The organism is Lentzea chajnantorensis, from assembly GCF_054300775.1.
Map to the genome: position 1 here is coordinate 4,776,410 of NZ_JBSDZT010000002.1, position 23,995 is coordinate 4,800,404.

Below are 23,995 nucleotides of genomic sequence, written 5' to 3' on the forward strand. Positions count from 1 at the left end.
GTCGACTTGAGGTCAAGTGTCGTGGACGAGATCGCCATCGGCGAGGTGGTGCGCCGCTCCGGCGTGCCCGCCTCCACCCTGCGCTACTACGAGGAGCGCGGCCTGATCGCCTCGACCGGCCGTCGCGGCCTGACCCGCGTGTTCCCGGCGTCGGTGCTCGGGCAGCTCGCGCTGATCGCCGTGTGCCGCAACGTCGGGTTCTCGCTCGACGAGATCGCCCGGATGCTGGCCCGCGACGTGTCGAACCTCGACCGGGCGATGCTGTCGGGCAAGGCCGACGAGCTGGACGCGATGATCACCCGGATGACGGTGATGCGCGACCGGCTCCGCCACGCCGCCGCCTGCCCCGCTCCCAGCCACGCGGAGTGCCCCGCGTTCCAGCGGATGCTGCGCGAAGCCGGCCCAGGCGCGTGAGGTGCTGCTGCGGGCTGCCGAACAGCTGAGCGCTGCCGTGCGCCCGCTTGAAGTACAGGTGTGCGTCGTGCTCCCAGGTGATCGCGATGCCGCCGTGCAGCTGGATCATCTCGGCGGCGACCTTCTGGAACGCCTCCGAGCAGTAGACCTTCGCGACCGCGGCCGAGACCTCGTCGGACGCCGCCTCCGCCGCCGACCGGGCGGTCTCGACGAGGACGTGCAGGTCGGCCATCCGGTGCTTGAGCGCCTGGAACGAGCCGATCGGCTTGCCGAACTGGACGCGGGTCCTGGTGTGCTCGACGGTGAGCTCCAGCGCCCGTTGCGCCGCACCGACCTGCTCCGCGGCCAACGCCGCGTACGCGACGTCCTGCACACGCGGGTCCCACGGCCCGAGCCGCGCGCCTTCGGCATCGGCGAGGTGGACGGCCGCGAGCCGCCGGGTCGGGTCCATCGCCGGGGTGTGCCGCCGGGTCACGCGCGGCTGGCAGGGATCGATCTCGTAGAGCGAAGTGCCGTTGACGACCAGCAGCACCTCGGCGAGGTCACCGTCCACGACGTGGTTCGCCGTCCCGGTCAGGTCGCGGATCTCCGCTTCCCACGGCCACACGAGCGCCGCGACCGCCCCGCCGGCGATGCGCGGCAGCAACCGGGCGCACGCCTTGGCGTTGCCGGTGGCCAGCAGTGCCTGGCTCGCCAGCGTCGAGGACAGCAGCGGCGCCGGGGTCAGCGTGCGCCCGAGCTCCGCCAGCACCACGTGCGTCTCGGCGAGCCCCGCCCCGGCCCCGCCGTACTCCTCGGGCACGGCGAGCCCCGCGACGCCGACCTCCCCGCACAGCTTCGCCCACAACGCCGTGTCGTACCCGGCCGGTTCCTCGATCGCCGAACGCACGTCGGAGTGCTTGGCCAGCAACGCGCGCACGGAGTCCCGCAACGCGACCTGTTCCGGTGTCACAACGCCTCCAGCACGCGGTTCCGGTGGAACGACAGGCTGCCCCACGCGGTGCGCAGGGCCCGGGTCCGCATCAGGAACCGGCTCAGCTCGTACTCGGCGGTGTAGCCGATCGCGCCGTGCACCTGCAACGCGGTCCGTGCCGCCCGCCAGGCCGCCTCGGAGGTGGCGACCTTGGCGGCCGACACGTCCCGCGGGGCCATCGTGACCGCCGCGCCGAACACCAGCGGCCGGGCCAGCTCCAGTCCGATGAGGACGTCCGCGAGGTGGTGCTTGACCGCCTGGAACGACCCGATCGGCCTGCCGAACTGGACGCGGGTCTTGGCGTGCGCGGTCGTGAGCTCGAGCATCGCACGGCCCAGGCCCAGCAGCTGCGCCGAGCACGCCAGGACACCGAGGTCGAACGCACGGGCGGCGGGGACGTCGGTGGCGACCACCGGACCGGCCGCCACCTCGACGAGCGTCCGCGCCGGGTCCACGGACGCACGGGTGGTCACCGGCGTGGCCTCGCGCAGGGTGGTGCCCTCGACCAGGTGGTACCGGTCCGCCTCGACGGCGTGCGGCACGTGCGGCGGGAACGCCACCGAACCACCGATCCCGAGCGCCGGTCCCACCGCGTACGTCTCCACCACCGGCCCGTCCACCGCGTGGTGCCCCAGCTCCTCGAACACCACCACCAGGTCCACCGGGTCCGAGACGTCCCCGACCCCCACCGCCGCGAGGTCCCGCCGGCCCTGCGCCAGGAACCCGTGCAGCACCGCCCCGAAGTCGGCCTGCTCGGCCGAGAGCGCGAACCTCATCGCGGCAGCCCCAAGATCCGTTCGGCGACCACGTTGCGCTGGACCTCGTTGGTGCCCGCGTAGATCGGGCCCGACAACGAGAACACCCACCCGTCCCGCCAGTCCGGCGCCACCTCGCCGAGCAGGTCCAGCGCCGTCTCGTGGATCGCGACGTCCATCTCCGACCAGAACACCTTCGTCACGCTCACCTGCGGCCCGGACGGCGGGGCCTCCACCGCGCCGAACGTGTGCAGCCGGTACGCCTGCGCCCCGATCCACGCGTCCACCACCCGGTCGCGCACCGCCGGGTCCGGCCGTTCCCGGTACAGCTGGACCAACCGCGCCGCCGCCGCGACGAACCGCCCCGGACTGCGCAACGTCAGCCCGCGTTCGCTGCTCGCCGTGTTCATCGCGACCCGCCACCCGTCGCCGGGCTCGCCGATCACGTCCTCGTCGGGCACGAACACGTCGTCCAGGAAGACCTCCGCGAACCCCGGCTCCCCGCCGAGCTGCCGGATCGGCCGCACGGTGACCCCGGGCGCGCGCAACGAGAACATCAGGTACGTCAGCCCGCGATGACGGCCCTCGGGACCGGTGCGGAACAGGCCGAACGCCCGGTCCGCGAACGCCGCCCGCGAGCTCCACGTCTTCTGCCCGCGCACCGACCAGCCGCCGTCACAACGCACCGCCGTGCTGCGCAACGACGCCAGGTCGCTGCCGGACTCCGGTTCCGACCACGCCTGCGCCCACACCTCGTCCGCGCGGGCCATCGCGGGCAGCAGCCGCTCGCGCTGCTCGTCGGTGCCGAACGCGAACAGCGTCGGCGCCAGCAGGAAGATCCCGTTCTGCGACACCCGGCCCGGCGCGCCCGCGGCGTGGTACTCCTCCTCGAACACCAGCCACTGCAGCAGCGACGCGTCCCGGCCGCCGAGCTCCGCCGGCCACGACACCACCGACAACCGCTCGGCGGCCAGCTCCCGTTCCCACGTCCGGTGCTCCTCGAACCCGGCCGCGGTGTCCATGGAGGACAACGGCCGGACGTGCGAGCGCAACCACGACCGCACCTCGTCGCGGAACTCGGTCGTCGCGTCGTCCAGGTCGAGGTCCATCAGCCCGACGCTTCCTTCATCGACCGCGCGTCCATCCCCGCCAGGGCGTCCGCGCCGACCTCGGCGTTGTGCGCGTGCGCGAAGTGGTGCAGCCCGAACACCGAGTCCATGCCGGCGCGCATCCCCATCAGGTCCTCCGACTGGTTCACCGCCCGTTTCGCGAGCGCCAGGCCGAACTGCGGCATCGCCGAGATCCGCCCGGCCAACGCGAAAGCCGCTTCTTCCAGCTCCGCGCGCGGCACGACCCGTGACACCATGCCCCACTCGTAGGCGCGTGCGGCGGAGAAGCGGTCACCCGTGAACAGCACCTCCTTCGCCGCCCGCGGCCCCAGCACCCACGGGTGCGCGAAGTACTCGACGCCGGGAATTCCCATCCGCACCACCGGGTCGGCGAAGAACGCGTCCTCGGCGGCCACGACCAGGTCGCACACCCACGCCAGCATCAGCCCGCCCGCGACGCACGCCCCCTGCACCATCGCGATCATCGGCTTCGGGATCTCCCGCCACCGCCGGCACATGCCCAGGTAGACCTCCATCTCCCGCGCGTACCTGAGGTCACCGCCGGGACGGCCGACGTGGTCCCACCACATCACCGCGCGTCGCTCGAACGACCGGTCCACGTCCCGGCCGGGCGAGCCGATGTCGTGGCCCGCGGAGAAGTGGTCACCGGCACCGGCCAGCACGATGACCTTGACCTCGGCGTCGTCCACCGCGCGCGTGAAGGCCTCGTCCAACGCGTAGGTCATCGCCGAGTTCTGCGCGTTGCGGTACTCCGGCCGGTTCATGGTCACGACGGCGACCGCGCCCCGCCGCTCGTACGAGACAGTCACGCGTTCTCCTTGCGCAGTAGGCTCTTCAGGACCTTGCCGCCGGCGTTGCGGGGGAGTGCGGGCACGAACTCGACCGCACGCGGCACCTTGTAGTTCGCGAGCAGCGACCGGCAGTGCTCGACCACCGCCGGCTCGGTGAGCGACCGGCCGGGTGCGGTCACCACGAACGCCTTCCCGACCTCGCCGAGCCGCCCGTCGGGCATGCCCACGACCGCCGACTCGGCCACCCCCGGCAACCGGGCCAGCGCCTGCTCGACCTCGGCCGGGTAGACGTTGAACCCGCCGCAGATGTACATGTCCTTCAGCCGGTCCGTGATCGACAGGTACCCGCGCGAGTCGACGCGCCCCACGTCGCCGGTGTGCAGCCAGCCGCCGGCGTCGACCGCCAGCGCCGTCGCCTCCTCGTCGTCCAGGTACCCGAGCATCACGTTCGGCCCGCGCAGCAGCACCTCGTCCCGCTCGCCCAGCCGCAGTTCGAACCCGGCCACCGGCGCCCCGCACGTGGTCGCCACGGTCTGTGGCGAGTCGTCCGGCCGGCACATCGTCGCCACCACGGCCTCGGTCAGCCCGTAGGCCGTCAGCACGGTCTCGAACAGCTCCCGCATCCGTTCGACCAGCACCACGGGTACCACCGCGGCCCCGGTCACGGCGAGCCGCAGCGACGACAGGTCGAACGACGACCGCTCGGGGTGGTCGAGCACCGACTGGAAGATCGTCGGAGCCCCCGGCAGCACGGTGATCCGCTCCCGTTCGACCAGCCGCATCGTCTCGACGACGTCGAACACCGGCTGCGGCACGATCGTCGCACCCGTCAGCAGGCAGGCGAGGATTCCGGCTTTGTACCCGAAGGTGTGGAAGAAGGGGTTGACGACCAGGTACCGGTCAACCGCCGACAACGCCCCGCAGTCCGCCCACGCCTGCGCCACCCCGAGCGACTGCCGGTGCGCGCTCATCGCGCCCTTGCTGCGCCCGGTCGTGCCCGAGGTGAACATGATGTCGCAGACCTGGTCGGGCTCGATCGCAGGCAGCTCCACCGCAGCGCCCGGCCACTCGAACGGCAGCCGCACCACCTCCGGCAGCCGTGACCCCTCCAGCTCGGCCAGCCGGTCCCGCCCCAGGAACGACCCCTCGACGACGAACGCGCGCACTTTGCCGCGCACCAGCACGTCCAGCGTTTCGGCAGCGGTGAACCGGGTGTTGATCGGCACCAGCGCCGCGCCCGCGCACAACGCCCCCAGCGCCGCCACGACCCAGTGGTGGCTGTTCGGCGCGCACAACGCCACCCGGTCGCCCGGCCGCACACCCATCCCCGCGAGCGAGCGCGCTGCGACGTCAACCGCCGAACGAAGCTCGGTGAAGGTGAGTCGGACTTCCCCGTCCACCAACGCTTCCGCTTTACCGTGCAGTGCCGCCGCCCGGTCGAGCACCGCTGAAACCGTGTGCCTGCTTGGATCGATCGCCATCGCGCCTCCAAAGCAAGTGCTTGGTAGGTTAGAGTATGGCGCATGGAGCACTTCCGGCGCGAGGTGCGGGAATGGTTGTCCGCCAACCTCGTCGGCGAGTTCGCCGACCTGCGCGGTCTGGGCGGGCCGGGTCGTGAGCACGAGGCGTTCGAGCAGCGGTTGCGGTGGGACCGGCACCTGGCGGCCCACGGGTGGACGGCGCTCAGCTGGCCCGGCGAGCGCACGATCGACGAACAGGTCGTGTTCCACGAGGAGTACGCGCGGGCGAACGCGCCGGCGCGGGTGAACGTCGTCGGCGAGGGTCTGCTGGGTCCGACGCTGTGCGCGTTCGGCACGCCGGAGCAGCAGCGGCGGTTCCTGCCGAAGATCCGCGCGGTGGAGGAGCTGTGGTGCCAGGGCTACTCCGAACCCGGCGCCGGCTCCGACCTCGCCTCGGTCGCGACGAGGGCCGAGCTGCGTGAACGGCCGGTGGGTGGTCACCGGCCAGAAGGTCTGGACCTCGCTCGCGCACGTCGCCGACTGGTGCTTCGTGCTCGCGCGGACCGAACCGGGCTCGCGGCGCCACCACGGCCTGTCGTACCTGCTCGTGCCGATGGACCAGCCCGGCGTAGAGGTCCGCCCGATCCGCCAGCTCACCGGCACCTCGGAGTTCAACGAGGTGTTCTTCGACGGCGCCGTGACCGCCGGGGAGAACGTCGTCGGCGAACCCGGTGAGGGCTGGAAGATCGCGATGGCGACCCTCGGGTTCGAACGCGGTGTCGCCATGCTCGGCCACCAGGTCGCGTTCCGGCGCGAGCTGGACGAGCTGATCGCGCAGGCACCCGGTGAGCCGGTGCTGCAGGACCGGCTCACCAGGGCGTGGGTCGACCTGCACGTCATGCGCTCGCACACGCTGCGGACCCTCGGCGACGAGCCCGGCCCCGAGGCGTCGGTGCTGAAGCTGTTCTGGTCCGGCTGGCACAGGAGGCTCGGAGAAGCTCGCCATGGACGTCCTCGGCCCGGCCTCGATGCTCGACGGCAACCCGCACCAGGCGCTGTTCCTGTTCAGCCGCGCGGAGACGATCTACGGCGGCTCCGACGAGGTCCAGCGCGAGATCATCGCCCACCGCGTGCTGGGACTGCCCCGGTGAAGGGCCACGACCTGCTCGTGGGCAAGGTCGTCGTGGTCACCGCGGCGGCCGGCACGGGCATCGGCTCGGCCACCGCGCGCCGGTGCCTGGAAGAGGGCGCGACCGTCGTGATCAGCGACTGGCACGAGCGCCGGCTCAGGGAAACCCACGAGTCGCTCGGCGCCCACCACGCGGTCCCGTGCGACGTCACGAACGAGGACCAGGTGCGGGCGCTGGTCGACCAGACCGTCGAGCGGTTCGGCCGGATCGACGTCATGGTCAACAACGCCGGCCTCGGCGGCGAGAGGTCGGTCGTGGACATGACCGACGACGAGTGGTCGCGCGTGCTGGACGTGACGCTCAACGGCACCTTCCGCTGCACCAGGGCGGCGTTGCGCCGAATGGTCGCCCAACGAAGCGGTGTCGTCGTCAACAACGCGAGTGTGATCGGCTGGCGGGCGCAGAGGGGTCAAGCCCATTACGCCGCAGCGAAAGCGGGTGTGATGGCGTTGACGCGGTGCGCCGCGATGGACGTGGCCGAGCACGGCATCCGGGTGAACGCGGTCGCTCCGAGCTTGGCCGCGCACCCGTTCCTGAGCAAGGTCACCAGTGAGGAGTTGCTGACGGAGCTCGCGTCCAGGGAGGCGTTCGGGCGCGCCGCCGAGCCGTGGGAGGTCGCGAATGTGATCGTGTTCCTCGCGAGCGACTACTCGGCCTACCTGACGGGCGAGGTCGTCTCGGTGAGCAGTCAGCACCCGTGAGAGAGGAACGAACGATGAGTGGGCGGCGCCAGGAGCTGCTCGCGTTGGCGGCGAGGATGTTCGCCGAACGCGGGTACGGGCAGACGACGGTGCGCGACATCGCGGACGCGGCGGGCATCCTGTCCGGCAGTCTCTACCACCACTTCGACTCGAAGGAGTCGATGGTGGACGAGATCCTGCGGTCGTTCCTCGACGAGCTGTTCACCCGCTACCGCGAGGTCGTCGACGCGGGACTCGGGCCGAAGCAGACGCTGAAGGCGCTGGTCGTGGCGTCGTTCGAGGCGATCGACACCCGGCACGCCGAGGTCGCGATCTACCAGAACGAGTCGAAGCACCTGGCCGGCCTGGAGCGGTTCTCGTACGTGGACGACCGCAGCGTCGAGTTCCGCAAGCTGTGGACCGTGCTGCTGGAGGACGGCATCCGGGCCGGGGTGTTCCGCGCCGACCTCGACGTGGACCTGGCCTACCGCTTCATCCGCGACACCGTGTGGGTGGCCGTGCGCTGGTACCGGCCCGACGGCGAGCTGTCCGCGGAGACCGTCGCCGAGGAGTACCTGGCGATCTTGCTCGACGGAATTGCAACAGGGCGCCGGAGGGCGAAGACGTAGAGGAGGGCCCTCGTGGCCGAGGCGTACATCATCGAAGCTGTGCGGACCCCGGCGGGACGGCGCGGCGGCGTGCTGAGCCACGTGCACCCGGCCGATCTCGGCGCGCACGTGATCACCGCGCTGCTCAACCGGGTCGACGTCGACCCGACCGACGTGGACGACGTGGTGTTCGGCTGCGTCGACACGGTCGGGCCGCAGGCGGGGGACATCGCGCGCACGGCGTGGCTCGCGGCCGGGTTCCCCGAGCAGGTGCCGGGGGTGACGGTCGACCGGCAGTGCGGTTCCAGCCAGCAGGCCGTGCACTTCGCGGCGCAGGCGGTGATGAGCGGGACGGCCGACTTCGTGGTCGCGGGCGGCGTGCAGAACATGTCGCAGGTGCCGATCGGGTCGGCCATGACGGTCAACCCGCACGCCGGCTGCCAGGGCTGGCAGCACCGCTACGGCGACGAGGAGGTCAACCAGTTCCGCTCGGCCGACCTGATCGCGGTGCGGTGGGACCTGTCGCGCCGGGAGATGGAGGAGTTCGCGCTGCGGAGCCACCTGCGGGCGTTGACGGCGATCAAGGAGGGCCGGTTCGACCGGGAGATCGCACCGGTCGACGGGGTGGTGCACGACGAGTGCCCGCGACCGGACACGAGCGTGGAGAAGATGGCGGCGCTCGAGCCGCTGCGGCCCGACGGGCGGACGACGGCGGCGTTGTCGAGCCAGATCTCCGACGGTGCCTCGGCGGTGCTGGTGGCGTCGGAACGGGCCGTGCGCGAACGCCGGTTGACCCCGCGGGCACGGATGCACCACCTGTCGGCGCGCGGGTCCGACCCGATCTACATGCTGACCGCGCCGATCAGGGCGACGAGGTACGCGCTGGAACGGACCGGCATGTCCATTGCGGACATCGACCTGTTCGAGGTCAACGAGGCGTTCGCGTCGGTGCCGCTGGCATGGGCCAAGGAGCTGGGCGTCGACCTGGCGAAGGTCAACGTCAACGGGGGAGCGCTCGCGCTGGGCCACCCGATCGGCGCGACCGGCACGAAGCTGTTCACGACGTTGCTGCACGAGCTGGAGCGCACCGGCGGCCGGTTCGGGTTGCAGACGATGTGCGAGGGCGGCGGTCAGGCGAACGTGACGATCATCGAACGACTCGGGTGAGGTTGCCGATGATCTCCTCGGCGTCGGTGACGATGCCGGAGATCAGCTCGGCGCAGGTCGGCAGGTCGTCGAGCAGCCCGACGACCTGACCGGCCGCGAGCACGCCCGCGCCGGTCCGGCCCTCGACGAGACCGGCGCGCAGCAGCATCGGCGTGTTCGCGGCCATGACGACCTGGGACCAGGTGAGGTCCCTGCCGTGCTTCAGCGCCAGGCCGTCGCGGAGCATCGCGCGCCAGGACAGGCCGGTGTGGGAGCGGAGCCTGGCCGCGTTGGTCAGCGCTCTGACCAGGCTGCTGACGCGGCCGGACCGTTCGAGGTGGTCGACGAGGTCGGTGCGCAGGACGCGGTGGGGCAGGCCGTCGACGCGGGTGGTGACGACCGTGCCGCCCAGGTCCCGGTGCAGGTAGGCCTGCTTGACGGCGTCCGGCACGGTGCTTTCCCGCGTGAGCAGGAACCGGGTGCCCATGGCGATGCCCGCCGCGCCGTACGCGAGGGCGGCGGCGAGGCCCCGGCCGTCGAAGAAGCCACCGGCGGCGACCACCGGGATGTCGACGGCGTCCAGGACGCTGGGCAGAAGCAACGTCGTGGCGACGCCGCCGGTGTGCCCGCCGCCCTCCCCGCCCTGCACGACCACGGCGTGCGCACCCCACCGCGCGACCTTCTCGGCGTGCCGGGCCGCGCCGACCGACGGGATGACGACCGTGCCGGCGTCGGCGAGCTTGGCGATCATGTCGGGTTTCGGGGCGAGCGCGAAGGAGGCGACCCTCACCCGTTCGCGGATCAGCAGGTCGACGCGTTCGCCCGCGTCGTGCGCGTCGGCGCGGAGGTTGACGCCGAACGGTTGCGCGGTGCGGGCGCGGGTCTCCTTGATGGCGGCTTCGAGCTCGGTGCACGTCATGGTCGCCGAGGCGAGGATGCCGAGGCCGCCCGCTTCGGCCGTGGCGGACACCAGCCGCGGTCCGGCGACCCAGCCCATCCCGGTCTGCACGACCGGGTGGCGCACACCGACGAGCTCGGTCAGCGCGGTCTTCACCGGACCTCCCTCTCCCGCTCGGCGTCCGGGTCGAGCCGGGTGCGGATCAGCTCCAGCTCCTCGCCGGTGGGCAGGCGGGTCGCGGTGACGTCGCCGGCGGTGAGCGGGAACGACGTCTGCTGCTGCACCTCGTCCACGGAGGCGCCGGGGTGCACGGAGACCAGCCGCATCGAGCGGTCCGGGGTGGCGAAGTCGAGCACGGCGAGGTTCGTGACCACCCGGTGGACGTCGTGGAACGGGCCGACCGCGCGGTCGTAGCCCACGCCGGAGACCACGTCGACCTTGTCGACGAACACCCGGGTGCTGTGCTTGGGCACCCAGTAGCTGGTGCGGTGGTTGATCGTGTTGCCGGGTGCGCCGCGGAACCCGAGCAGCTGCCGCGTGGGCCTGGCGTGGTCGCCGATCGCGGAGATGTTCTGGTTGCCGAACCGGTCGACCTGGTTCGCGCCCATCACGACGTGCCGGCGGCCGTGCGCGACGACGTCGAACACCTTCCGGTACGGCAGCCATCCCTCCACAGTGGACTTCGGTGTGAGCAGGAACGCCTCCCCGTCGCTCAGCAGCAGGTCCGGTTCGGTGGTGAGCCGCGCGAGGCGGGCACCGAGCGAAGGGATGAGGCCCATCGGGCTGGCGAGCACCTCCCCGGCACCGGCGAACAGGTCGGCGCAGGCCACGACGCAGACCTCGGCACGCGTGACGTCGCTCATCCCAGGAACCTCCGGTAGAAGTCCGGCCACTGCTGCGGATCGGCCGCTGCGGCGGCGTACTCGCGTTGCGCGGCCTCGTCACGGGGGTAGTCGGGCACGCAGCTCGTGAACCCCGCGCCGCCCGGTGCCTCGACGACGCCGTCGACCATCATCCGGTTGAGCAGCAGGGTCTGCGGTGCTCCGTCGAACCGCTCGACGATCCGCTCGCACGAGACGTACCGGCGGTCGGCGGCCAGGCAGAACAGGTCGTCGAAGTACGGGTCCGGCCCGAGGTACTGGGCGTTGCCGTGCCGGTCCGCGCGGTTGAGGTGCACGAGCGCCACGTCCAGCTTGATGGCGGGCATGGCGACGAGCTCCTCGCCGTCGTCGTAGGGGGAGCGGACCGTGCGGATCTCGGGCGCGCACCTGAGCACGTCCGACCCCAGCCCGGCGCGGATCGGCAGGAACGGCAACCGGTGCGCTGCCGCCTTGAGCCCGACCTGGAACATGCCCTCGTCCAGCTCCAGCACCGCGATCGCACCGGTCTCGCGCGCCCGTTTGAACCACGGGTCGTAGGCGATGGTGTCGAGCGAGACGAACCCGTAGACCAGTTTGCGGACCTTGCCGGCCGCGCACAGCAGACCGACGTCCGGGCCGCCGTAGGAGACGATCGTCAGGTCCTTGGCCGGTGTTGTGAGGAGCGCCTTGACCAGGGCCATCGGTTTGCGCCGCGAGCCCCAGCCGCCGATGCCGACGGTCATCCCGTCCTCGATCCCGCCGACGACCTCGTCAGCCGTCATTCGCTTGTCGCGCATGGTTCCCGTCCACGAAGGCCTGCCGGGCGCGGTCGGACGCGCCGGTGAGGTTCAGCTCGAAGGTGAAGCCCTGCTCGAAGCGGTAGCTCGTGTGCACCCGCTGCGGGTCGATGCCGTTGATCGCCTCCTTGGCCCTGCGGATCACCGCGGTGTCCTTCCGCGCGATCTCCCGCGCCAGCTCGCGAGCGGCGCCGCCGAGTGCGTCTCCGGGTACCACCCGGTACACGCTGCCGTGGTGGTGCAGCTGGGCGGCGGTGACGTTGGACGCCGTGTAGTAGAGCGCGCGCATGAGGTGCTGCGGCACGAGCCGGGCCAGGTGCGTCGCCGCACCGAGCGCACCCCGGTCGACCTCGGGCAGGCCGAAGTAGGCGTCGTCGGAGGCGATGACGACGTCCGCGTTGCCCACCAGCCCGACCCCGCCGCCGAGGCAGAACCCGTGCACCGCCGCGATGACCGGCACCGCGCACTCGTACACCGCCCCGAACGCCTTGGCGCAGCCCCGGTTCGCCGCGACCAGCGCGTCGTACCCCGGCGTCCGCTGCATCTCCTTGAGGTCGACCCCGGCGCAGAACCCGCGGTTCTCGGCCCGCAGGACCACCACCCGCGCGTCCTCGTCCTCGCCCGCGGACGTGATCGTCTCGGCCAGCTCGAACCACCCGCGCGCCGGCAGTGCGTTGACCGGGGGGAAGTCGATGGTCACTTCGACGACGCCGCTTTCGGTGTGGCTGCTGGAGATCCCCATCGCGCCGCCTTCCAAACCAAGCGATTGCTTGGTAACTTAGCAGCGCCGGAGCAACCGGGGTAGGTGCGGAGTGGAACTCGACCTCGACGGATCAGTGGTCCTGGTGACGGGCGGCGTGCGGGGTGTCGGCGCCGGCATCACCCGCGCGTTCCTGGCGGCCGGTGCCGTGGTGGTGACCTGCGCCCGCCGTCCCGCCGAGGTACCGGGCGCGTCTTTTGTCCCGTGCGACGTCCGGGACGCAGACCAGGTCGCCGCGCTGGTGTCCTCGATCGTCGCGCGGCACGGCCGGCTGGACGCGGTGGTGAACAACGCGGGCGGTGCGCCGTTCGCCCTCGCGGACCAGGCCTCGCCGCGGTTCCACCAGAAGGTCGTCGAGCTGAACCTCCTGGCGCCGCTGCTGGTGTCGCAGGCCGCGTACGCCGTGATGCGCGACCAGGAGGGTGGCGGCTCGATCGTGATGGTCAGCAGCATCAGCGGCCGCCGTCCCTCTCCCGGCACCGCGGCTTACGGTGCCGCCAAGGCCGGTCTGGAGAACCTGACCGCCTCGCTTGCCGTCGAATGGGCGCCACGGGTCCGCGTGAACGCTCTGGCCGTGGGTCTCGTACGCACCGAACAGTCCCACCTGCACTATGGCGATGAAGCCGGTATCGCGGCGGTCGCGCGCACCGTGCCGTTGGGCCGTCTCGCGTCACCGGACGAGGTCGGCGCGTGTGCCGTGTTCCTCGCTTCACCGCTTGCTTCTTACGTCACGGGCGCGACCCTGCCGGTGCACGGCGGGGGAGAGGTGCCCGCCTTCCTGGCCGCCGCCCAGACCGACGGGGGTTCGTCATGACGTTGTGCGAGGACCGGGTCGTGGTCGTCACGGGTGCGGGCCGCGGCATCGGCCGCGCGCACGCCTTGGCGTTCGCCGAAGCCGGTGCGCGGGTCGTGGTGAACGACCTGTCGGCTGAGGTGGCCGGCGAGGTGGCGGCTCAGATCGGTCCGCGGGCGGTGGTGAACACCGACGACGTGGGCACCTGGGCGGGCGCTCGCCGGGTGGTCGAGGCGGCTGTGGACGCGTTCGGCGGCGTGGACGTGCTCGTGAACAACGCGGGCGTCGTGCGCGACCGCATGATCGTGAGCTGCGCCGAGGACGAGTGGGACGAGGTTGTCCGCGTGCACCTCAAGGGCCACTTCGCACCCCTGCACCACGCGGCGGCGCACTGGCGCGCCGTGGCGAAGGACGGCGGCACGGTGTCCGGCCGGGTGATCAACACGTCCTCGGGCGCGGGCCTGTTCGGCAGCGTCGGCCAAGCGAACTACTCGGCCGCCAAGGCGGGCATCGCGGCGCTGACCCTGGTGGCGGCGGCGGAACTGGCCCGCTACGGGGTCACGGTGAACTCGATCGCCCCCGCCGCCCGCACCCGCATGACCGAGCACGTGTTCGACACGATGGCGGCGCCGGACCACGGCTTCGACGCGATGGCACCGGAGAACGTGTCACCGCTGGTGGTGTGGCTGGGCAGCGCGGAGTCCGGTGACGTCACCGGGAAGATGTTCGAGGTCGACGGCGGGCGGATCTGCCTGGTCGACGGGTGGCAGCGGGGGCGGGAGGCAGACAAGGGGGAGCGGTGGGCGCCGGAGGAGTTCGGGCCGGTGGTGCGCGACCTGGTGGCCGGCCACCGGCCGGTGCCGGTGTACGGCGCTCGGTGAGGTCGACGACCAGCGGGGGCCGTTGATCGGTGCCACCATGGTGCGTGGCGTCGTTCGAGGAGGTCGCCGCCGAGCTGGCACAGGTGGCTGACGTGGCGCGGAAGGTGATCGCCGCTGTGCGCGAGGCCGGCAAGGCGGCGCAGGAGGCCGTGGACCTGGTCGCGGCAGCCACGCGCGGAGCAGGACACCTCGAAGGAGAGGCCGACCAGGTCGTGCGGTGCTGGACCGAGGTCGTCGCGGCCACCGGGCAGCTGGCCCGGGTCCTCGCGGCTGCCTGTCAGGCGGTCGACCGGCTCCATCGGAGCTTTTCCGGCCGCGCTCCCGCTACGGCGGAGTCAGCCCAGCCGGCCACGTGGGCCGGTCGGCAGCGCACCCAGCTGCCTGCCCATGTCACGAGCGGTGTCTACCGGGATGAGGACGGCCACAGCGATCTGGTCCAGAGCGGAGGTGAAACCAACGGTGAGGACCGGGAGATCGCACGGCACCTGGTGGCGATAGGCCGAGTCCGGCCCCGGACGTTCCCCACCGTGGCGCAGCACGTCGAGATGAAGGTGGGCTGGCGCATGCGCGCGCGTCTGGTGTGAAAGCTGCGGAAGTGGTCGTCAACAACCGGCTGTGCGAAGGCCGCCTGTCCTGCTTCGAACTGCTGCCGCACGTGCTGCTGCCAGGTCAAACGCTGGTCGTCCATGATCCGGTAAGGTCGTACACGTTCCACGGGAGGGGCACTCGGTGAGCTACACGCTTGACGTCTGGTACTACCGCGAGGACGACCGCAGCGGTCAGGGGAACACCCCGGTCACGATCACCTCCAGCGCTGAGCTGGAGGACGTGCTGACCCACGTCCTGAACCACCCGCAGCCGCACCCGGCGCAGATCGTCGCCCGTGAACGCCCCGTGGTCGGTCCGCACGACGAGCCGGACACCCTGATCAAGCTGGCCGTCGCACCGCTGGAACAGGTGGGCGCCCTGCTGTTCCTGGGGCCCGAGTCCTGGGTGCCACCCGTCGATGGCGACACCTCCACCGGCGTGTACGCGACCCGCGCCGAAGCGCCCGTTCCCGGCGCCCCGACGCTCTACGTCGACACCGACACCAAGACGCCGTTCCCGACCGACGCGGCCCTGCCCGTCCCGCACCTGCTCGCCGCCCTGGAGGAGTTCCGCCAGACCGGCGAGCGCCCGACGTGCGTGGAGTGGCAGGAGACCCAGGTCTCCTGACCGGCGGCTCCGGCCTCAGCCGTACTCGACCTGGAACTCCTTGATCCCGTTCAACCACCCCGACCGCAGCCGCCGCGGTGCCCCGGCCTCCCGGATGTCCGGCATGTGGTCCGCGATGGCGTTGAAGATCAGGTCGATCTCCAGCCGCGCCAGGTTGGCCCCGATGCAGAAGTGGGCGCCGTTGCCGCCGAACCCCAGGTGCGGGTTGGGGTCGCGGGTGATGTCGAACCGCTCCGGGTGGTCGAAGACCTCCTCGTCGAAGTTCGCGGACGAGTAGAACAGGCCGACCCGCTGGCCCTTCTTGATCTCCACGCCGCTGAGCGAGGTGTCCTGGGTCGCGGTGCGCTGGAACACGACCACCGGCGTGGCGTAGCGGACGATCTCGTCGGCGGCGGTGGCCGGGCGTTCGGCCTTGAAGAGCTCCCACTGGTCGGGGTGGTCGAAGAACGCCTTCATGCCGTGCGTGATGGCGTTGCGGGTGGTCTCGTTGCCGGCGACGGCCAGCAGCAGCACGAAGAAGCCGAACTCCTCCGACTTGAGGCCCGCACCGTCCACATCGGCCTGGACGAGCTTCGTGACGATGTCCTCGCGCGGGCACGAACGGCGGTCCTCGGCCATGGTCCAGGAGTAGCCGAGCAGCTCGGTCGCGGCGGTCAGCGGGTCGTCGTCGATCTCCGGGTCGTCGTAGGAGATCATCTGGTTCGACCAGTCGAAGATCTTGCGGCGGTCCTCCTGCGGGACGCCGATCAGCTCCGCGATCGCCTGCAGGGGCAGTTCGCACGCGACGTCGGTGACGAAGTTGCCGGAGCCCTTCTCCTTCGCCTCGGTCACGATCTGCTCGGCCCTCGCGCTCAGGGCCGCGCGCAGACCGTTGATCGCCCTGGGCGTGAAGCCGCGGGAGATGATGCCGCGCTGTTTGGTGTGCACCGGCGGGTCCATGTTCAGCAGCAGGAGCCGCTGCATCTCGATGCGGTCGCGCGGCAGGTCGTCGGCGAACCGGATGATCGCGGTGTTCTCCCAGCTCGAGAAGAGCTCGCTGTTGCGCGACACCTCCTTGACGTCGGCGTGCTTCGACACGACCCAGAACCCGTCGTCGGCGAACCCGCCCTGGCCGTGCGGGTGGGCGTTCCACCAGATCGGCGCGGTCTGCCTGAGCTCGGCGAACTCCTCGAACGGCAGGCGGGTCGCGTACATGTCGGGGTCGGTGAAGTCGAAGCCCTCCGGGATGCGCGGCTTGCTCACGAGCACCTCCTAGCTGTAACGCGTTCTAACCGATTCAAACACGGTTGTAGCTTGTGGTGAAGCCCCCATGCGGCCAAGCTGGTCAGCAAAAGGAACGTGTTCTAGTTCTTTGGCGAGGGGAGGCCCGCGTGGGGAGTCCGGTGATCGTGGGAGCGGTGCGCACGCCCATCGGCAAGCGTGACGGCTGGTTGTCCGGTCTGCACGCCGCCGAGCTCCTCGGTGCGGTACAGCGGGGTCTGCTCGACCGGACCGGAGTCGACCCGTCCGCTGTAGAACAGGTCATCGGCGGCACGGTCACCCAGGCGGGTGAACAGTCCAACAACATCACGCGCACGGCCTGGCTGCACGCCGGACTGCCGCGGACGACGGGCTGCACCACCGTCGACTGCCAGTGCGGGTCGGCGCAGCAGTCCACCCACCTGGTCGCCGGCCTGGTCGCCACCGGCGCGATCGACGTGGGCATCGCCTGCGGCGTCGAGGCGATGAGCCGGGTGCCGTTGCGGGCCAACATCGGCGACTCCGGGATGCCGCGGCCCGAGTCGTGGAGCATCGACCTGCCCGACCAGTTCGTGGCGGCCGAACGGGTGGCCGCCCGCCGCGGCATCGGGCGCGAGGAGGTCGACCGGTTCGGCGTCGCCTCGCAGACCAAGGCCCGCCGGGCGTGGGCAGAGGGGCGGTTCGCCGCCGAGGTGGTGCCGGTCAAGGTCGGGCAGGAGCTCGTCGACACCGACCAGGGCCTGCGCGAGACCAGCCTCGAGAAGCTGGCGGCGTTGAAACCGGTGGTCCCCGGCGGCGTGCACACGGCGGGCACGTCCTCGCAGATCTCCGACGGCGCCAGCGCGGTGATGGTCGTCGACGAGGCCTGGGCGCGGGCCCACGGGCTGCGGCCGCGGGCCCGCATCGTCACGCAGTGCCTGGTCGGGTCGGACCCGTACTACCACCTGGACGGGCCGGTGGACGCCACGAACCGGCTGCTCGACCGCAGCGGCATGAAGATCGGCGACATCGACCTGTTCGAGGTCAACGAGGCGTTCGCGTCCGTCGTGCTGTCGTGGGCGGCGGTGCACCGGCCCACCCTCGACCGGGTCAACGTCAACGGCGGCGCCATCGCGCTCGGGCACCCCGTCGGCAGCACCGGCACCCGGCTGATCACCACGGCGTTGCACGAGCTGGAGCGCAGGGACGGCACGACGGCGTTGGTCACGATGTGCGCGGGTGGTGCGCTGGCGACCGGGACGATCATCGAACGGCTCTAGATTGGAGCGCATGGCCCGAACCGCCCGTCGCATGCACGAGCTCCTCGAACCGATCTGCCTCGTCACGTACATGGAGGACGAGGTTGGCGAGGAGTACGCCGCTCTCGGCCACCGCAACTACTGGAGCGGCTACTTCGCCAGCCGTGCCGCACCGCTGGGGCGCGTGCCGGCGGAGGTCGTGCACGCGGCGTTCTACAACTTCGGTCCCGGCGAGGCCGCGCGGCACATCCCGAGCGCGTGGGAGAAGATCCCGGCTGAGGAGTCCCTCGCCGCACGGGAACGCGGCAGCGTGGCCTCCCTGCGCCGAATCCTGGGCGACCTGGCCGGCGCGGAGGGCGTGCACCGGGCCGCCGACCTCACCACGAAGGCCGCCACGAGCGCGCCCACCGACGGCCGGGTCATGTACGCCGGGCTGCGCGCGCTGCCGATCCCGGCCGACCCGCTCACCCGGCTGTGGCACTCCGCGACCGTGCTGCGCGAGCACCGCGGCGACGGGCACGTCGCGGCCCTCGTCACCCACCGCGTCGGCGGCACGGAGGCGCACGTCATCAGTGCCATCGCGATGGGCGTCCACCCGCCCGAGTCGTTCGGCCGCATCCACCACCTGCCGCAGGAACGGCTGGCGGCGGTCATGGCGGGCCTGCGCGACCGGGGCCTCGTCGAGGACGGCCGGTTCACCGACGCCGGTCGCGCGCTGCAGCAGAGCATCGAGGCCCTCACCGACGAGCTCGCCGAGGCGCCCTACGAGGCCCTCACCCCGGACGAGCTCGACGAGCTGGTCACCGAGCTGGAACCGATCAGCGCGGTGCTCGCGGCTGCCGGGTCGCGGTGACCGCCCTGCTGCTCGACCGCCTCCACACCGCCGGACTGACCGACGTCACGGCCGTGGAACCGGTCGAGGGCGGCCTCGCGGCGGTCGCGGGCATCGCCGTCAGGGACCCGGACCCGCCGCTGTTCGTGAAGTCGTTCGCCGACGTGCCCGCGGACGACCTGTTCGCGGCCGAGGCGGACGGGCTGCGGGCGCTGCGGGAACGCGGCGGGCTCACCACGCCCGAGGTCGTCCTCGTGACCCGCGACCTGCTGGCGCTGTCGGTGCTGCGCGAACGGCCGACCGAGGAAGCGTTCTGGGAGCAGCTCGCCCACGCGCTCGCCCGGCTGCACACCTCGACGGTGCACGACCGGTTCGGCTGGGAGCACGACAACTGGCTCGGCCGCTACCGGCAGGTCAACACCTGGACCGCCGACGGGCACGAGTTCTTCGCGCGGCACCGCCTGCTGCGCTGGCTGCCGGAGCGGCGGGTCAGGGCGGCGCTCGACGAACGCGACCGGCGCGCCCTGGAACGGCTCTGCGACCGGCTGCCCGAGCTGCTGCCGGCGAACCCGGCCTGCCTGACCCACGGCGACCTGTGGGCCCAGAACGTCCTGGCCACCGCGGACGGCCGGCCCGCGGTGATCGACCCGGCGGTGTCGTACACCTGGGCCGAGGTCGACCTGGCCCACCTGTGGTGCTCCCCGCACCCGCCGGAGGCGAAGCGGTTCTTCGCCGTCTATGCGGAGCTGACCGGCCTGGACGACGACTGGCGCAGCCGGATGCCGGTGGTCCAGCTGCGCCAGAGCCTCGCCCTCATCGCCATGTTCGACCACGGCTGGGGCGCCGCGGACCAGGTCCGCGCCCTGCTCAAGCCGTTCCGGGCTGGGTGAACGTGGCCATCGCGCGCTCGGTCTCCCAGAACGCGCGCACCGACCTGATCAACCCGTCCTCGCCGGCGTTGTAGACGAACACACCCTCGGTGTCGACGCGCGCGCCACCGGGCAGGAACGCGGAGATCACGCCGACGTTCGCGCACTCCGATCCCGCCGCGAACGAGTCGTGCACCGTGAACTCGAACCGCTCGACGTTGGCGATGGCGAGGTCCCAGAACGCGGAGATGGCCTCCTTGCCGTGGTGGCCCTTGCCCTCCGCGTCGAACATCGACGGGCCGACCGGGTCCTCGACCACCGCGTCCTCGGCGAACAGCGCGAGCCACTCGTCCTTCGCCCCGCGCGTCACGGCGTCCATCGACCTCCACGACGCCACCCGCGCCGGGGTCTCCGCCTTCGAGGCGTTCCAGCTCACCGCGGTCATGAGAACTCCTCCAGCACCTCGTCGGCGAACCGCCGCAACCCGTCCTTCTTCGCCTCCACCGACCCGTCGAACCCGACGCCGTGGAACAGCCACGGCAGCACGATCACGTCGGTCACGCCGATCTCCTCCAGCTGCCGGTACCCGTCGAGCCCGAACCGGTCGACGCACACCGCCTGGACCTCGAACGGCCGCTCCAACGCCCCGAGGTCCCCGAGCTGCGCGATCACCGACCTCAGCTCCTCGAACCTGATCATCGCCGACGTCCAGCCGTCGCCGACGCGTGCGGCGCGCTTCAACGCCGCGGGGGAGTGGCCGCCGACGTAGAACGGCACGGGCGCGGTCGGTGCCGGCGACATCTGCAACCGGTCGAAGTCGAAGTAGTCGCCGTGGTACTCGACCATCCCACCGCCCAGCACCAGCTTGAGCACGTCGATCATCTCGTCGACCCGCGGTCCCCGGTTCTTGAAGGGCACACCGCACCACTCGAACTCCTCCGGCGACCAGCCGAGCCCGAGACCGAGCCCGAACCGGTTGCCGGTCAGGTGCGCGACCGAACCGATCTGGCGGGCCAGCAGCAACGGGTTGCGCGAGCCGAGCTTCAGCACCTGCGTGTAGAAGCGGATGCGCGAGGTCACCGCGCCCATCGCCGCCGCGGCCACGAACGGGTCCACCCACGGCGTCTCGGCGTTCCACATCCGCGAGCCGTCCGGGGTGTACGGGTAGTCCGCGGACACCTCCTCCGAGAAGAACAGCGAGTCCGGCAGCGCGATCGAGGCGTACCCGCACTCCTCGGCGCACCGGGCCAGCTCGGTCAGCTGGTCGAGCGGGCTCATCGCGATGCCGACGGTGAACTTCATGCTGGCTTCTCCGATCCGACGACCCACATGGCGAAGAACTGCGACCCACCGCCGTACGCGTGCCCCAGCGCACGCCGCGCCCCGTCGACCTGGTGGTCGCCGGCCGTGCCCATGACCTGCATCGCGGCCTCGGCGAACCGCAGCAGCCCGGACGCGCCGATCGGGTTCGACGACAGCACGCCGCCGCTCGGGTTCACCGGCAGCCGCCCGCCGATCTCGGTCTCGCCGGCCTCGGTGAGCTTCCAGCCCTGCCCGGCCTCGGTGAAGCCCAGGTTCTCCAGCCACATCGGCTCGAACCAGGAGAACGGCACGTAGATCTCGGCCGCGTCCACTTCGGACAGCGGGTCGGTGATGCCTGCCTGCCGCCACAACGCCCGCGCCGCGTCCTGACCGGCCCGCGGGTTGACCTGGTCGCGCCCGGCGAACGTCGTGGGCTCGGTGCGCATCGCGGTGGCGTGGACCCAGGCCGCGCGCGACGACGTTGGCTCGGCGGAGATCACGACCGCGCAGGCGCCGTCCGAGGACGGGCACGTCTCGTCGTAGCGGATCGGGTCCCACAGCATCTGCGACGCCCGCACCGACTCGACCGTGATGCCGGGTTGCTTCAGGTGCGCGTACGGGTTCATGGCACCGTTGCGGCGGTCCTTGGCGGCGACCATCGCGCCGACGTGCTCGGGTGCGCCGGAACGGCGGATGTAGGAGCGCACGTGCGGTGCGAAGTACCCGCCAGCGCCCGCGTGCACCGGCATCGTGAACGGCGTCGGCACCGACAGCGCCCACATCGCGTTCGACTCCGACTGCTTCTCGAACGCCACGGCCAGCACGCGCTCGTGCACCCCGGCCTGGACCAGCGACGCGGCCACGTTCGCCGTGCTGCCGCCGACCGAGCCCGCGGTGTGCACGCGCAGCAGCGGTTTCCCGACCGCTCCCAGCGCGTCCGCGAGGAACAGCTCGGGCATCATCACGCCCTCGAACAGGTCCGGTGCCTTGCCGAGCACCACGGCGTCGATGTCCGGCCAGTCCACGCCGGCGTCGGCCATCGCGCGGTCGACCGCCTCGCGGCACAGGCCCGCCATCGACACGTCGAGCCGTTTCGCGGCGTGGTGCGTCTGGCCGGTGCCGACCACAGCTGCCGGTCGCATCTAGTCCCGCCCTTCCATCACGCAGACCAGGTTCTGCTGCAGCAGCGGCCCGCTGGTGGCGTGCCCGAGCACCTTCGCGGCCGTGCCGTCGTGCACCCGGCGGGCCGCCTCGCCGATCCGCGACAGGCCCGCCGCGAACATCGGGTTGCCGGCGAGCACCCCGCCGGACGGGTTGACCGTGCTGTCGCCGAGCCCGAGCGCCTGGCTCAGCAGCAGCTCCTGGTGCGTGAACGGCGCGTGCAGCTCGGCGACCTCGACCCCGTCCGCACCGGCCGCCTTGCCCGCGGCCACCGCAGACGGGGACGCCGTGAGGTCGCGCGTGCCGAACGACGGCGAGTCGACCCGGTGCTCGAATCCGGTGATCCACGCCGGTCGCTCGCACAGTTCGCGTGCCCGGTCACCGGCGGCCAGCACGATCGTCGAGGCACCGTCGGTGATCGGCGCGCAGTCGTGCCGCCGCAACGGGTCCGCCACGTACGGCTCGTCGAGCAGGTCCTCCGGTGACACCGGTCCGGACAGCTGCGCCAGCGGGTTCGACATCGCCGCCGCACGCGACCGCGCGGCCACCTCGGCCATCGCGCGTTCGCTCCACAGGCCGTTCTCGATGCCCATCCGCGCCTGGATGCCCGCCAGACCCAGGGAGTCCGGCCACAGCGGCGTCACGACGTACGGGTCGAGCTGCATCGCCATGACCCGCCGCAGCTGTCCGGCCGACGACTTGCCGAACCCGTACACCAGGGCCGTGTCCACCTCACCGCACCGCAGCTTCACCCACGCCTCGTACAACGCCCACGCCGCGTCCATCTCGACGTGCGACTCCATGATCGGCGGGAACGCGCCGATGGCGTCCACGGCGGACACGAACGAGAACGCCCGCCCCGCCAGGTAGTCCGACGAGCCCGAGCACCAGAACCCGATGTCGGACTTCGTGAGGCCGAGCCCGCCGAGCACCTCGTGGAAGATCGGCACCAGCATCTCGACACCGTTGGTGGTGCCGTCGGTCTCGCGCACGCAGGGCGTCTGCGCGAAACCGACCACAGCGACGTCACGCATGCGGGCCCCTCACAGGTGCTGGGAGTAGGAGTCGAACGGCGCGTCCGGCTCACCGGAGGGCGTGAAGTGGTCGATGTTCTGCATCGTCGGGCCCCACTCCTCGCGCGGCTTCCACACCGCCTCGACGCGCATGCCCATCCGCACGTCCTCGGGCGTGACGCCCAGGAGCAGGTGCAGGAACGGGATGTCCGCGCCGTCGAGCAGCACGTACGCCGACACGTACGGCGGCGGGATGCGCTGGCCCAGGAAAGGCACGTTGACCACGCAGAACGTCGTGATCGTGCCGCGGTCGGACAGCTCGACCGGATCGGTCGTGGGCACACCGTCGGTCGGGCAGGCCGGGCGCGGCGGGAAGTACACCTTCTCGCACGCGGGGCAGCGTTGCGCGACCAGCCGCCCCTCCATGAGCCCGCGCAGGAACGGGTCCTCGGTCGGCGACGCGGTGTGCGTGTAGTGCAGGTGCACCGGGGTCGTGACCATGGTGACGTCGTCGGCCTCGACCGGCTCGTCGCCCGGATCGCCGGACAGCTCGAAGCACTCGATGTCGGTGATCGCGCCGACCCGGTCGTCGCGCCAGCGCACCCGGACGCGGGCGCCGGTGGAGATCCGGTCGGGTGATCCCGCGTCGACGGCGTGCAGCATCGACGTGTCGGCGCCGTCGAGCTGGACCAGCGCCCACGCGAACGGGCGGTCCAGCGGCTGGCCTTCCAGCGGTTCGGGAATCCACGACCACCCGCGCACGACACCGGTCGAGGCCACGTCCACGAACTCGGTCAGCCGCTCGGCGGTCACCGGGTCGTACTCCAGCGGCGGCACGTGCACACGGCCGTCCGCGCCGCGGATGCCGGTGACCTTCCTGCGGCGGAGGTCGGAGAGGAAGCGGCCGAGCGTGGGTCCGGTCGAGCGCGTGTAGTCGAAGCCCACGTCCAGCGGAGCACTCAGGGGCCTAGGCACAGATCAAAGTGAAAC

General features: G+C 71.6%; 27 protein-coding genes and 1 pseudogene. 13 read left to right on the plus strand and 15 right to left on the minus strand.

Annotation, left to right across the window (positions count from 1 at the left end):
- The first annotated feature begins 21 nt into the window (after nucleotides 1–21).
- On the plus strand, nucleotides 22–414 hold the full coding sequence (locus ACVDFE_RS23805) for a helix-turn-helix domain-containing protein (protein WP_360389086.1): 393 nt from the start codon (nucleotides 22–24) through the stop codon (nucleotides 412–414).
- On the opposite strand, the gene ACVDFE_RS23810 is transcribed toward ACVDFE_RS23805, so the two are convergent.
- From ACVDFE_RS23810 to ACVDFE_RS23830, 5 genes are read right to left on the minus strand one after another with little or no spacing between them, the layout of a single operon-like run.
- Nucleotides 296–1,366: an acyl-CoA dehydrogenase family protein gene (locus ACVDFE_RS23810; RefSeq protein ID WP_458431899.1), complete on the minus strand. Its 1,071-nt coding sequence runs from the start codon at nucleotides 1,364–1,366 to the stop codon at nucleotides 296–298. The two genes, ACVDFE_RS23805 and ACVDFE_RS23810, sit on opposite strands and share 119 nt — an antisense overlap.
- Nucleotides 1,363–2,163, minus strand: coding sequence for an acyl-CoA dehydrogenase family protein (locus tag ACVDFE_RS23815; protein ID WP_458431900.1), 801 nt, complete (start codon nucleotides 2,161–2,163; stop codon nucleotides 1,363–1,365). Before ACVDFE_RS23815 ends, ACVDFE_RS23810 begins: the two co-directional genes overlap by 4 nt.
- On the minus strand, nucleotides 2,160–3,251 hold the full coding sequence (locus tag ACVDFE_RS23820; RefSeq protein WP_458431901.1) for an acyl-CoA dehydrogenase family protein: 1,092 nt from the start codon (nucleotides 3,249–3,251) through the stop codon (nucleotides 2,160–2,162). The genes ACVDFE_RS23815 and ACVDFE_RS23820 overlap by 4 nt, the downstream gene beginning before the upstream one ends.
- Nucleotides 3,251–4,081: an enoyl-CoA hydratase gene (locus tag ACVDFE_RS23825; RefSeq protein WP_458431902.1), complete on the minus strand. Its 831-nt coding sequence runs from the start codon at nucleotides 4,079–4,081 to the stop codon at nucleotides 3,251–3,253. The genes ACVDFE_RS23820 and ACVDFE_RS23825 overlap by 1 nt, the downstream gene beginning before the upstream one ends.
- Nucleotides 4,078–5,544, minus strand: coding sequence for a FadD3 family acyl-CoA ligase (locus ACVDFE_RS23830; protein ID WP_458431903.1), 1,467 nt, complete (start codon nucleotides 5,542–5,544; stop codon nucleotides 4,078–4,080). Before ACVDFE_RS23830 ends, ACVDFE_RS23825 begins: the two co-directional genes overlap by 4 nt.
- 42 nt (nucleotides 5,545–5,586) lie before the next feature.
- On the opposite strand from ACVDFE_RS23830, the pseudogene ACVDFE_RS23835 reads away from it, so the two are divergent.
- The 4 genes and pseudogenes from ACVDFE_RS23835 (at nucleotide 5,587) to ACVDFE_RS23850 (ending at nucleotide 9,168) form a co-directional block, all read left to right on the plus strand.
- Nucleotides 5,587–6,674, plus strand: a pseudogene (locus tag ACVDFE_RS23835) (acyl-CoA dehydrogenase family protein).
- On the plus strand, nucleotides 6,671–7,414 hold the full coding sequence (locus tag ACVDFE_RS23840) for an SDR family oxidoreductase (RefSeq protein ID WP_360389067.1): 744 nt from the start codon (nucleotides 6,671–6,673) through the stop codon (nucleotides 7,412–7,414). Before ACVDFE_RS23835 ends, ACVDFE_RS23840 begins: the two are co-directional and overlap by 4 nt.
- A 14-nt stretch (nucleotides 7,415–7,428) precedes the next feature.
- Nucleotides 7,429–8,022: a TetR/AcrR family transcriptional regulator gene (locus tag ACVDFE_RS23845; protein WP_360389064.1), complete on the plus strand. Its 594-nt coding sequence runs from the start codon at nucleotides 7,429–7,431 to the stop codon at nucleotides 8,020–8,022.
- A gap of 12 nt (nucleotides 8,023–8,034) precedes the next feature.
- Nucleotides 8,035–9,168, plus strand: a complete 1,134-nt coding sequence (locus ACVDFE_RS23850) for an acetyl-CoA C-acetyltransferase (RefSeq protein WP_458431904.1) — start codon at nucleotides 8,035–8,037, stop codon at nucleotides 9,166–9,168.
- On the opposite strand, the gene ACVDFE_RS23855 is transcribed toward ACVDFE_RS23850, so the two are convergent.
- From ACVDFE_RS23855 to ACVDFE_RS23870, 4 genes are read right to left on the minus strand one after another with little or no spacing between them, the layout of a single operon-like run.
- Complete coding sequence (locus ACVDFE_RS23855) at nucleotides 9,149–10,201, minus strand: NAD(P)H-dependent flavin oxidoreductase (RefSeq protein ID WP_458431905.1); 1,053 nt, start codon at nucleotides 10,199–10,201, stop codon at nucleotides 9,149–9,151. The two genes, ACVDFE_RS23850 and ACVDFE_RS23855, sit on opposite strands and share 20 nt — an antisense overlap.
- A complete protein-coding gene (locus ACVDFE_RS23860) occupies nucleotides 10,198–10,908 on the minus strand; it encodes a CoA-transferase subunit beta (RefSeq protein WP_458431906.1) in 711 nt (236 codons plus the stop codon). The genes ACVDFE_RS23855 and ACVDFE_RS23860 overlap by 4 nt, the downstream gene beginning before the upstream one ends.
- On the minus strand, nucleotides 10,905–11,702 hold the full coding sequence (locus ACVDFE_RS23865; protein ID WP_458431907.1) for a CoA transferase subunit A: 798 nt from the start codon (nucleotides 11,700–11,702) through the stop codon (nucleotides 10,905–10,907). The genes ACVDFE_RS23860 and ACVDFE_RS23865 overlap by 4 nt, the downstream gene beginning before the upstream one ends.
- The gene (locus tag ACVDFE_RS23870; RefSeq protein WP_458431908.1) at nucleotides 11,677–12,444 is read right to left on the minus strand and encodes an enoyl-CoA hydratase family protein; all 768 of its coding nucleotides are present in this window, start codon (nucleotides 12,442–12,444) and stop codon (nucleotides 11,677–11,679) included. Before ACVDFE_RS23870 ends, ACVDFE_RS23865 begins: the two co-directional genes overlap by 26 nt.
- Nucleotides 12,445–12,514: 70 nt before the next feature.
- Between ACVDFE_RS23870 and ACVDFE_RS23875 the strand changes: the two genes are divergently transcribed.
- Genes ACVDFE_RS23875 through ACVDFE_RS23895 form a run of 5 tightly spaced genes read left to right on the plus strand, consistent with a single transcriptional unit; the run spans nucleotide 12,515 to nucleotide 15,351 of the window.
- A complete protein-coding gene (locus ACVDFE_RS23875) occupies nucleotides 12,515–13,276 on the plus strand; it encodes an SDR family oxidoreductase (protein WP_458431909.1) in 762 nt (253 codons plus the stop codon).
- A complete protein-coding gene (locus ACVDFE_RS23880) occupies nucleotides 13,273–14,136 on the plus strand; it encodes an SDR family oxidoreductase (protein ID WP_458431910.1) in 864 nt (287 codons plus the stop codon). Before ACVDFE_RS23875 ends, ACVDFE_RS23880 begins: the two co-directional genes overlap by 4 nt.
- Nucleotides 14,137–14,180: 44 nt before the next feature.
- Nucleotides 14,181–14,720: a hypothetical protein gene (locus ACVDFE_RS23885; protein WP_458431911.1), complete on the plus strand. Its 540-nt coding sequence runs from the start codon at nucleotides 14,181–14,183 to the stop codon at nucleotides 14,718–14,720.
- Between the two features lie 11 nt (nucleotides 14,721–14,731).
- Nucleotides 14,732–14,869: a DddA-like double-stranded DNA deaminase toxin gene (locus ACVDFE_RS23890; RefSeq protein ID WP_458431912.1), complete on the plus strand. Its 138-nt coding sequence runs from the start codon at nucleotides 14,732–14,734 to the stop codon at nucleotides 14,867–14,869.
- A complete protein-coding gene (locus tag ACVDFE_RS23895; protein WP_458431913.1) occupies nucleotides 14,866–15,351 on the plus strand; it encodes an Imm1 family immunity protein in 486 nt (161 codons plus the stop codon). Before ACVDFE_RS23890 ends, ACVDFE_RS23895 begins: the two co-directional genes overlap by 4 nt.
- 15 nt (nucleotides 15,352–15,366) lie before the next feature.
- Here the strand turns inward: ACVDFE_RS23895 and ACVDFE_RS23900 are convergent, their stop codons facing one another.
- Nucleotides 15,367–16,593, minus strand: a complete 1,227-nt coding sequence (locus ACVDFE_RS23900; RefSeq protein ID WP_458431914.1) for a cytochrome P450 — start codon at nucleotides 16,591–16,593, stop codon at nucleotides 15,367–15,369.
- A 128-nt stretch (nucleotides 16,594–16,721) separates the two neighbouring features.
- On the opposite strand from ACVDFE_RS23900, the gene ACVDFE_RS23905 reads away from it, so the two are divergent.
- From ACVDFE_RS23905 to ACVDFE_RS23915, 3 genes are read left to right on the plus strand one after another with little or no spacing between them, the layout of a single operon-like run.
- A complete protein-coding gene (locus ACVDFE_RS23905) occupies nucleotides 16,722–17,849 on the plus strand; it encodes a steroid 3-ketoacyl-CoA thiolase (RefSeq protein WP_458431915.1) in 1,128 nt (375 codons plus the stop codon).
- A gap of 10 nt (nucleotides 17,850–17,859) precedes the next feature.
- The gene (locus ACVDFE_RS23910; RefSeq protein WP_458431916.1) at nucleotides 17,860–18,681 is read left to right on the plus strand and encodes an SCO6745 family protein; all 822 of its coding nucleotides are present in this window, start codon (nucleotides 17,860–17,862) and stop codon (nucleotides 18,679–18,681) included.
- Entirely contained in the window at nucleotides 18,678–19,550 is an 873-nt protein-coding gene (locus tag ACVDFE_RS23915) for a fructosamine kinase family protein (protein WP_458431917.1), read from the plus strand. The genes ACVDFE_RS23910 and ACVDFE_RS23915 overlap by 4 nt, the downstream gene beginning before the upstream one ends.
- On the opposite strand, the gene ACVDFE_RS23920 is transcribed toward ACVDFE_RS23915, so the two are convergent.
- From ACVDFE_RS23920 to ACVDFE_RS23940, 5 genes are read right to left on the minus strand one after another with little or no spacing between them, the layout of a single operon-like run.
- Nucleotides 19,528–19,974 carry a nuclear transport factor 2 family protein gene (locus ACVDFE_RS23920; RefSeq protein ID WP_458431918.1) on the minus strand — a complete coding sequence of 149 codons (447 nt, stop codon included), beginning with the start codon at nucleotides 19,972–19,974 and terminating at the stop codon, nucleotides 19,528–19,530. The two genes, ACVDFE_RS23915 and ACVDFE_RS23920, sit on opposite strands and share 23 nt — an antisense overlap.
- Entirely contained in the window at nucleotides 19,971–20,831 is an 861-nt protein-coding gene (locus ACVDFE_RS23925) for a TIGR03619 family F420-dependent LLM class oxidoreductase (protein WP_458431919.1), read from the minus strand. Before ACVDFE_RS23925 ends, ACVDFE_RS23920 begins: the two co-directional genes overlap by 4 nt.
- Complete coding sequence (locus ACVDFE_RS23930; protein ID WP_360389024.1) at nucleotides 20,828–21,973, minus strand: thiolase domain-containing protein; 1,146 nt, start codon at nucleotides 21,971–21,973, stop codon at nucleotides 20,828–20,830. Before ACVDFE_RS23930 ends, ACVDFE_RS23925 begins: the two co-directional genes overlap by 4 nt.
- Complete coding sequence (locus tag ACVDFE_RS23935) at nucleotides 21,974–23,026, minus strand: thiolase domain-containing protein (protein WP_458431920.1); 1,053 nt, start codon at nucleotides 23,024–23,026, stop codon at nucleotides 21,974–21,976.
- A 9-nt stretch (nucleotides 23,027–23,035) separates the two neighbouring features.
- A complete protein-coding gene (locus tag ACVDFE_RS23940) occupies nucleotides 23,036–23,980 on the minus strand; it encodes a Zn-ribbon domain-containing OB-fold protein (protein ID WP_458431921.1) in 945 nt (314 codons plus the stop codon).
- Between the last annotated feature and the right edge of the window lie 15 nt (nucleotides 23,981–23,995).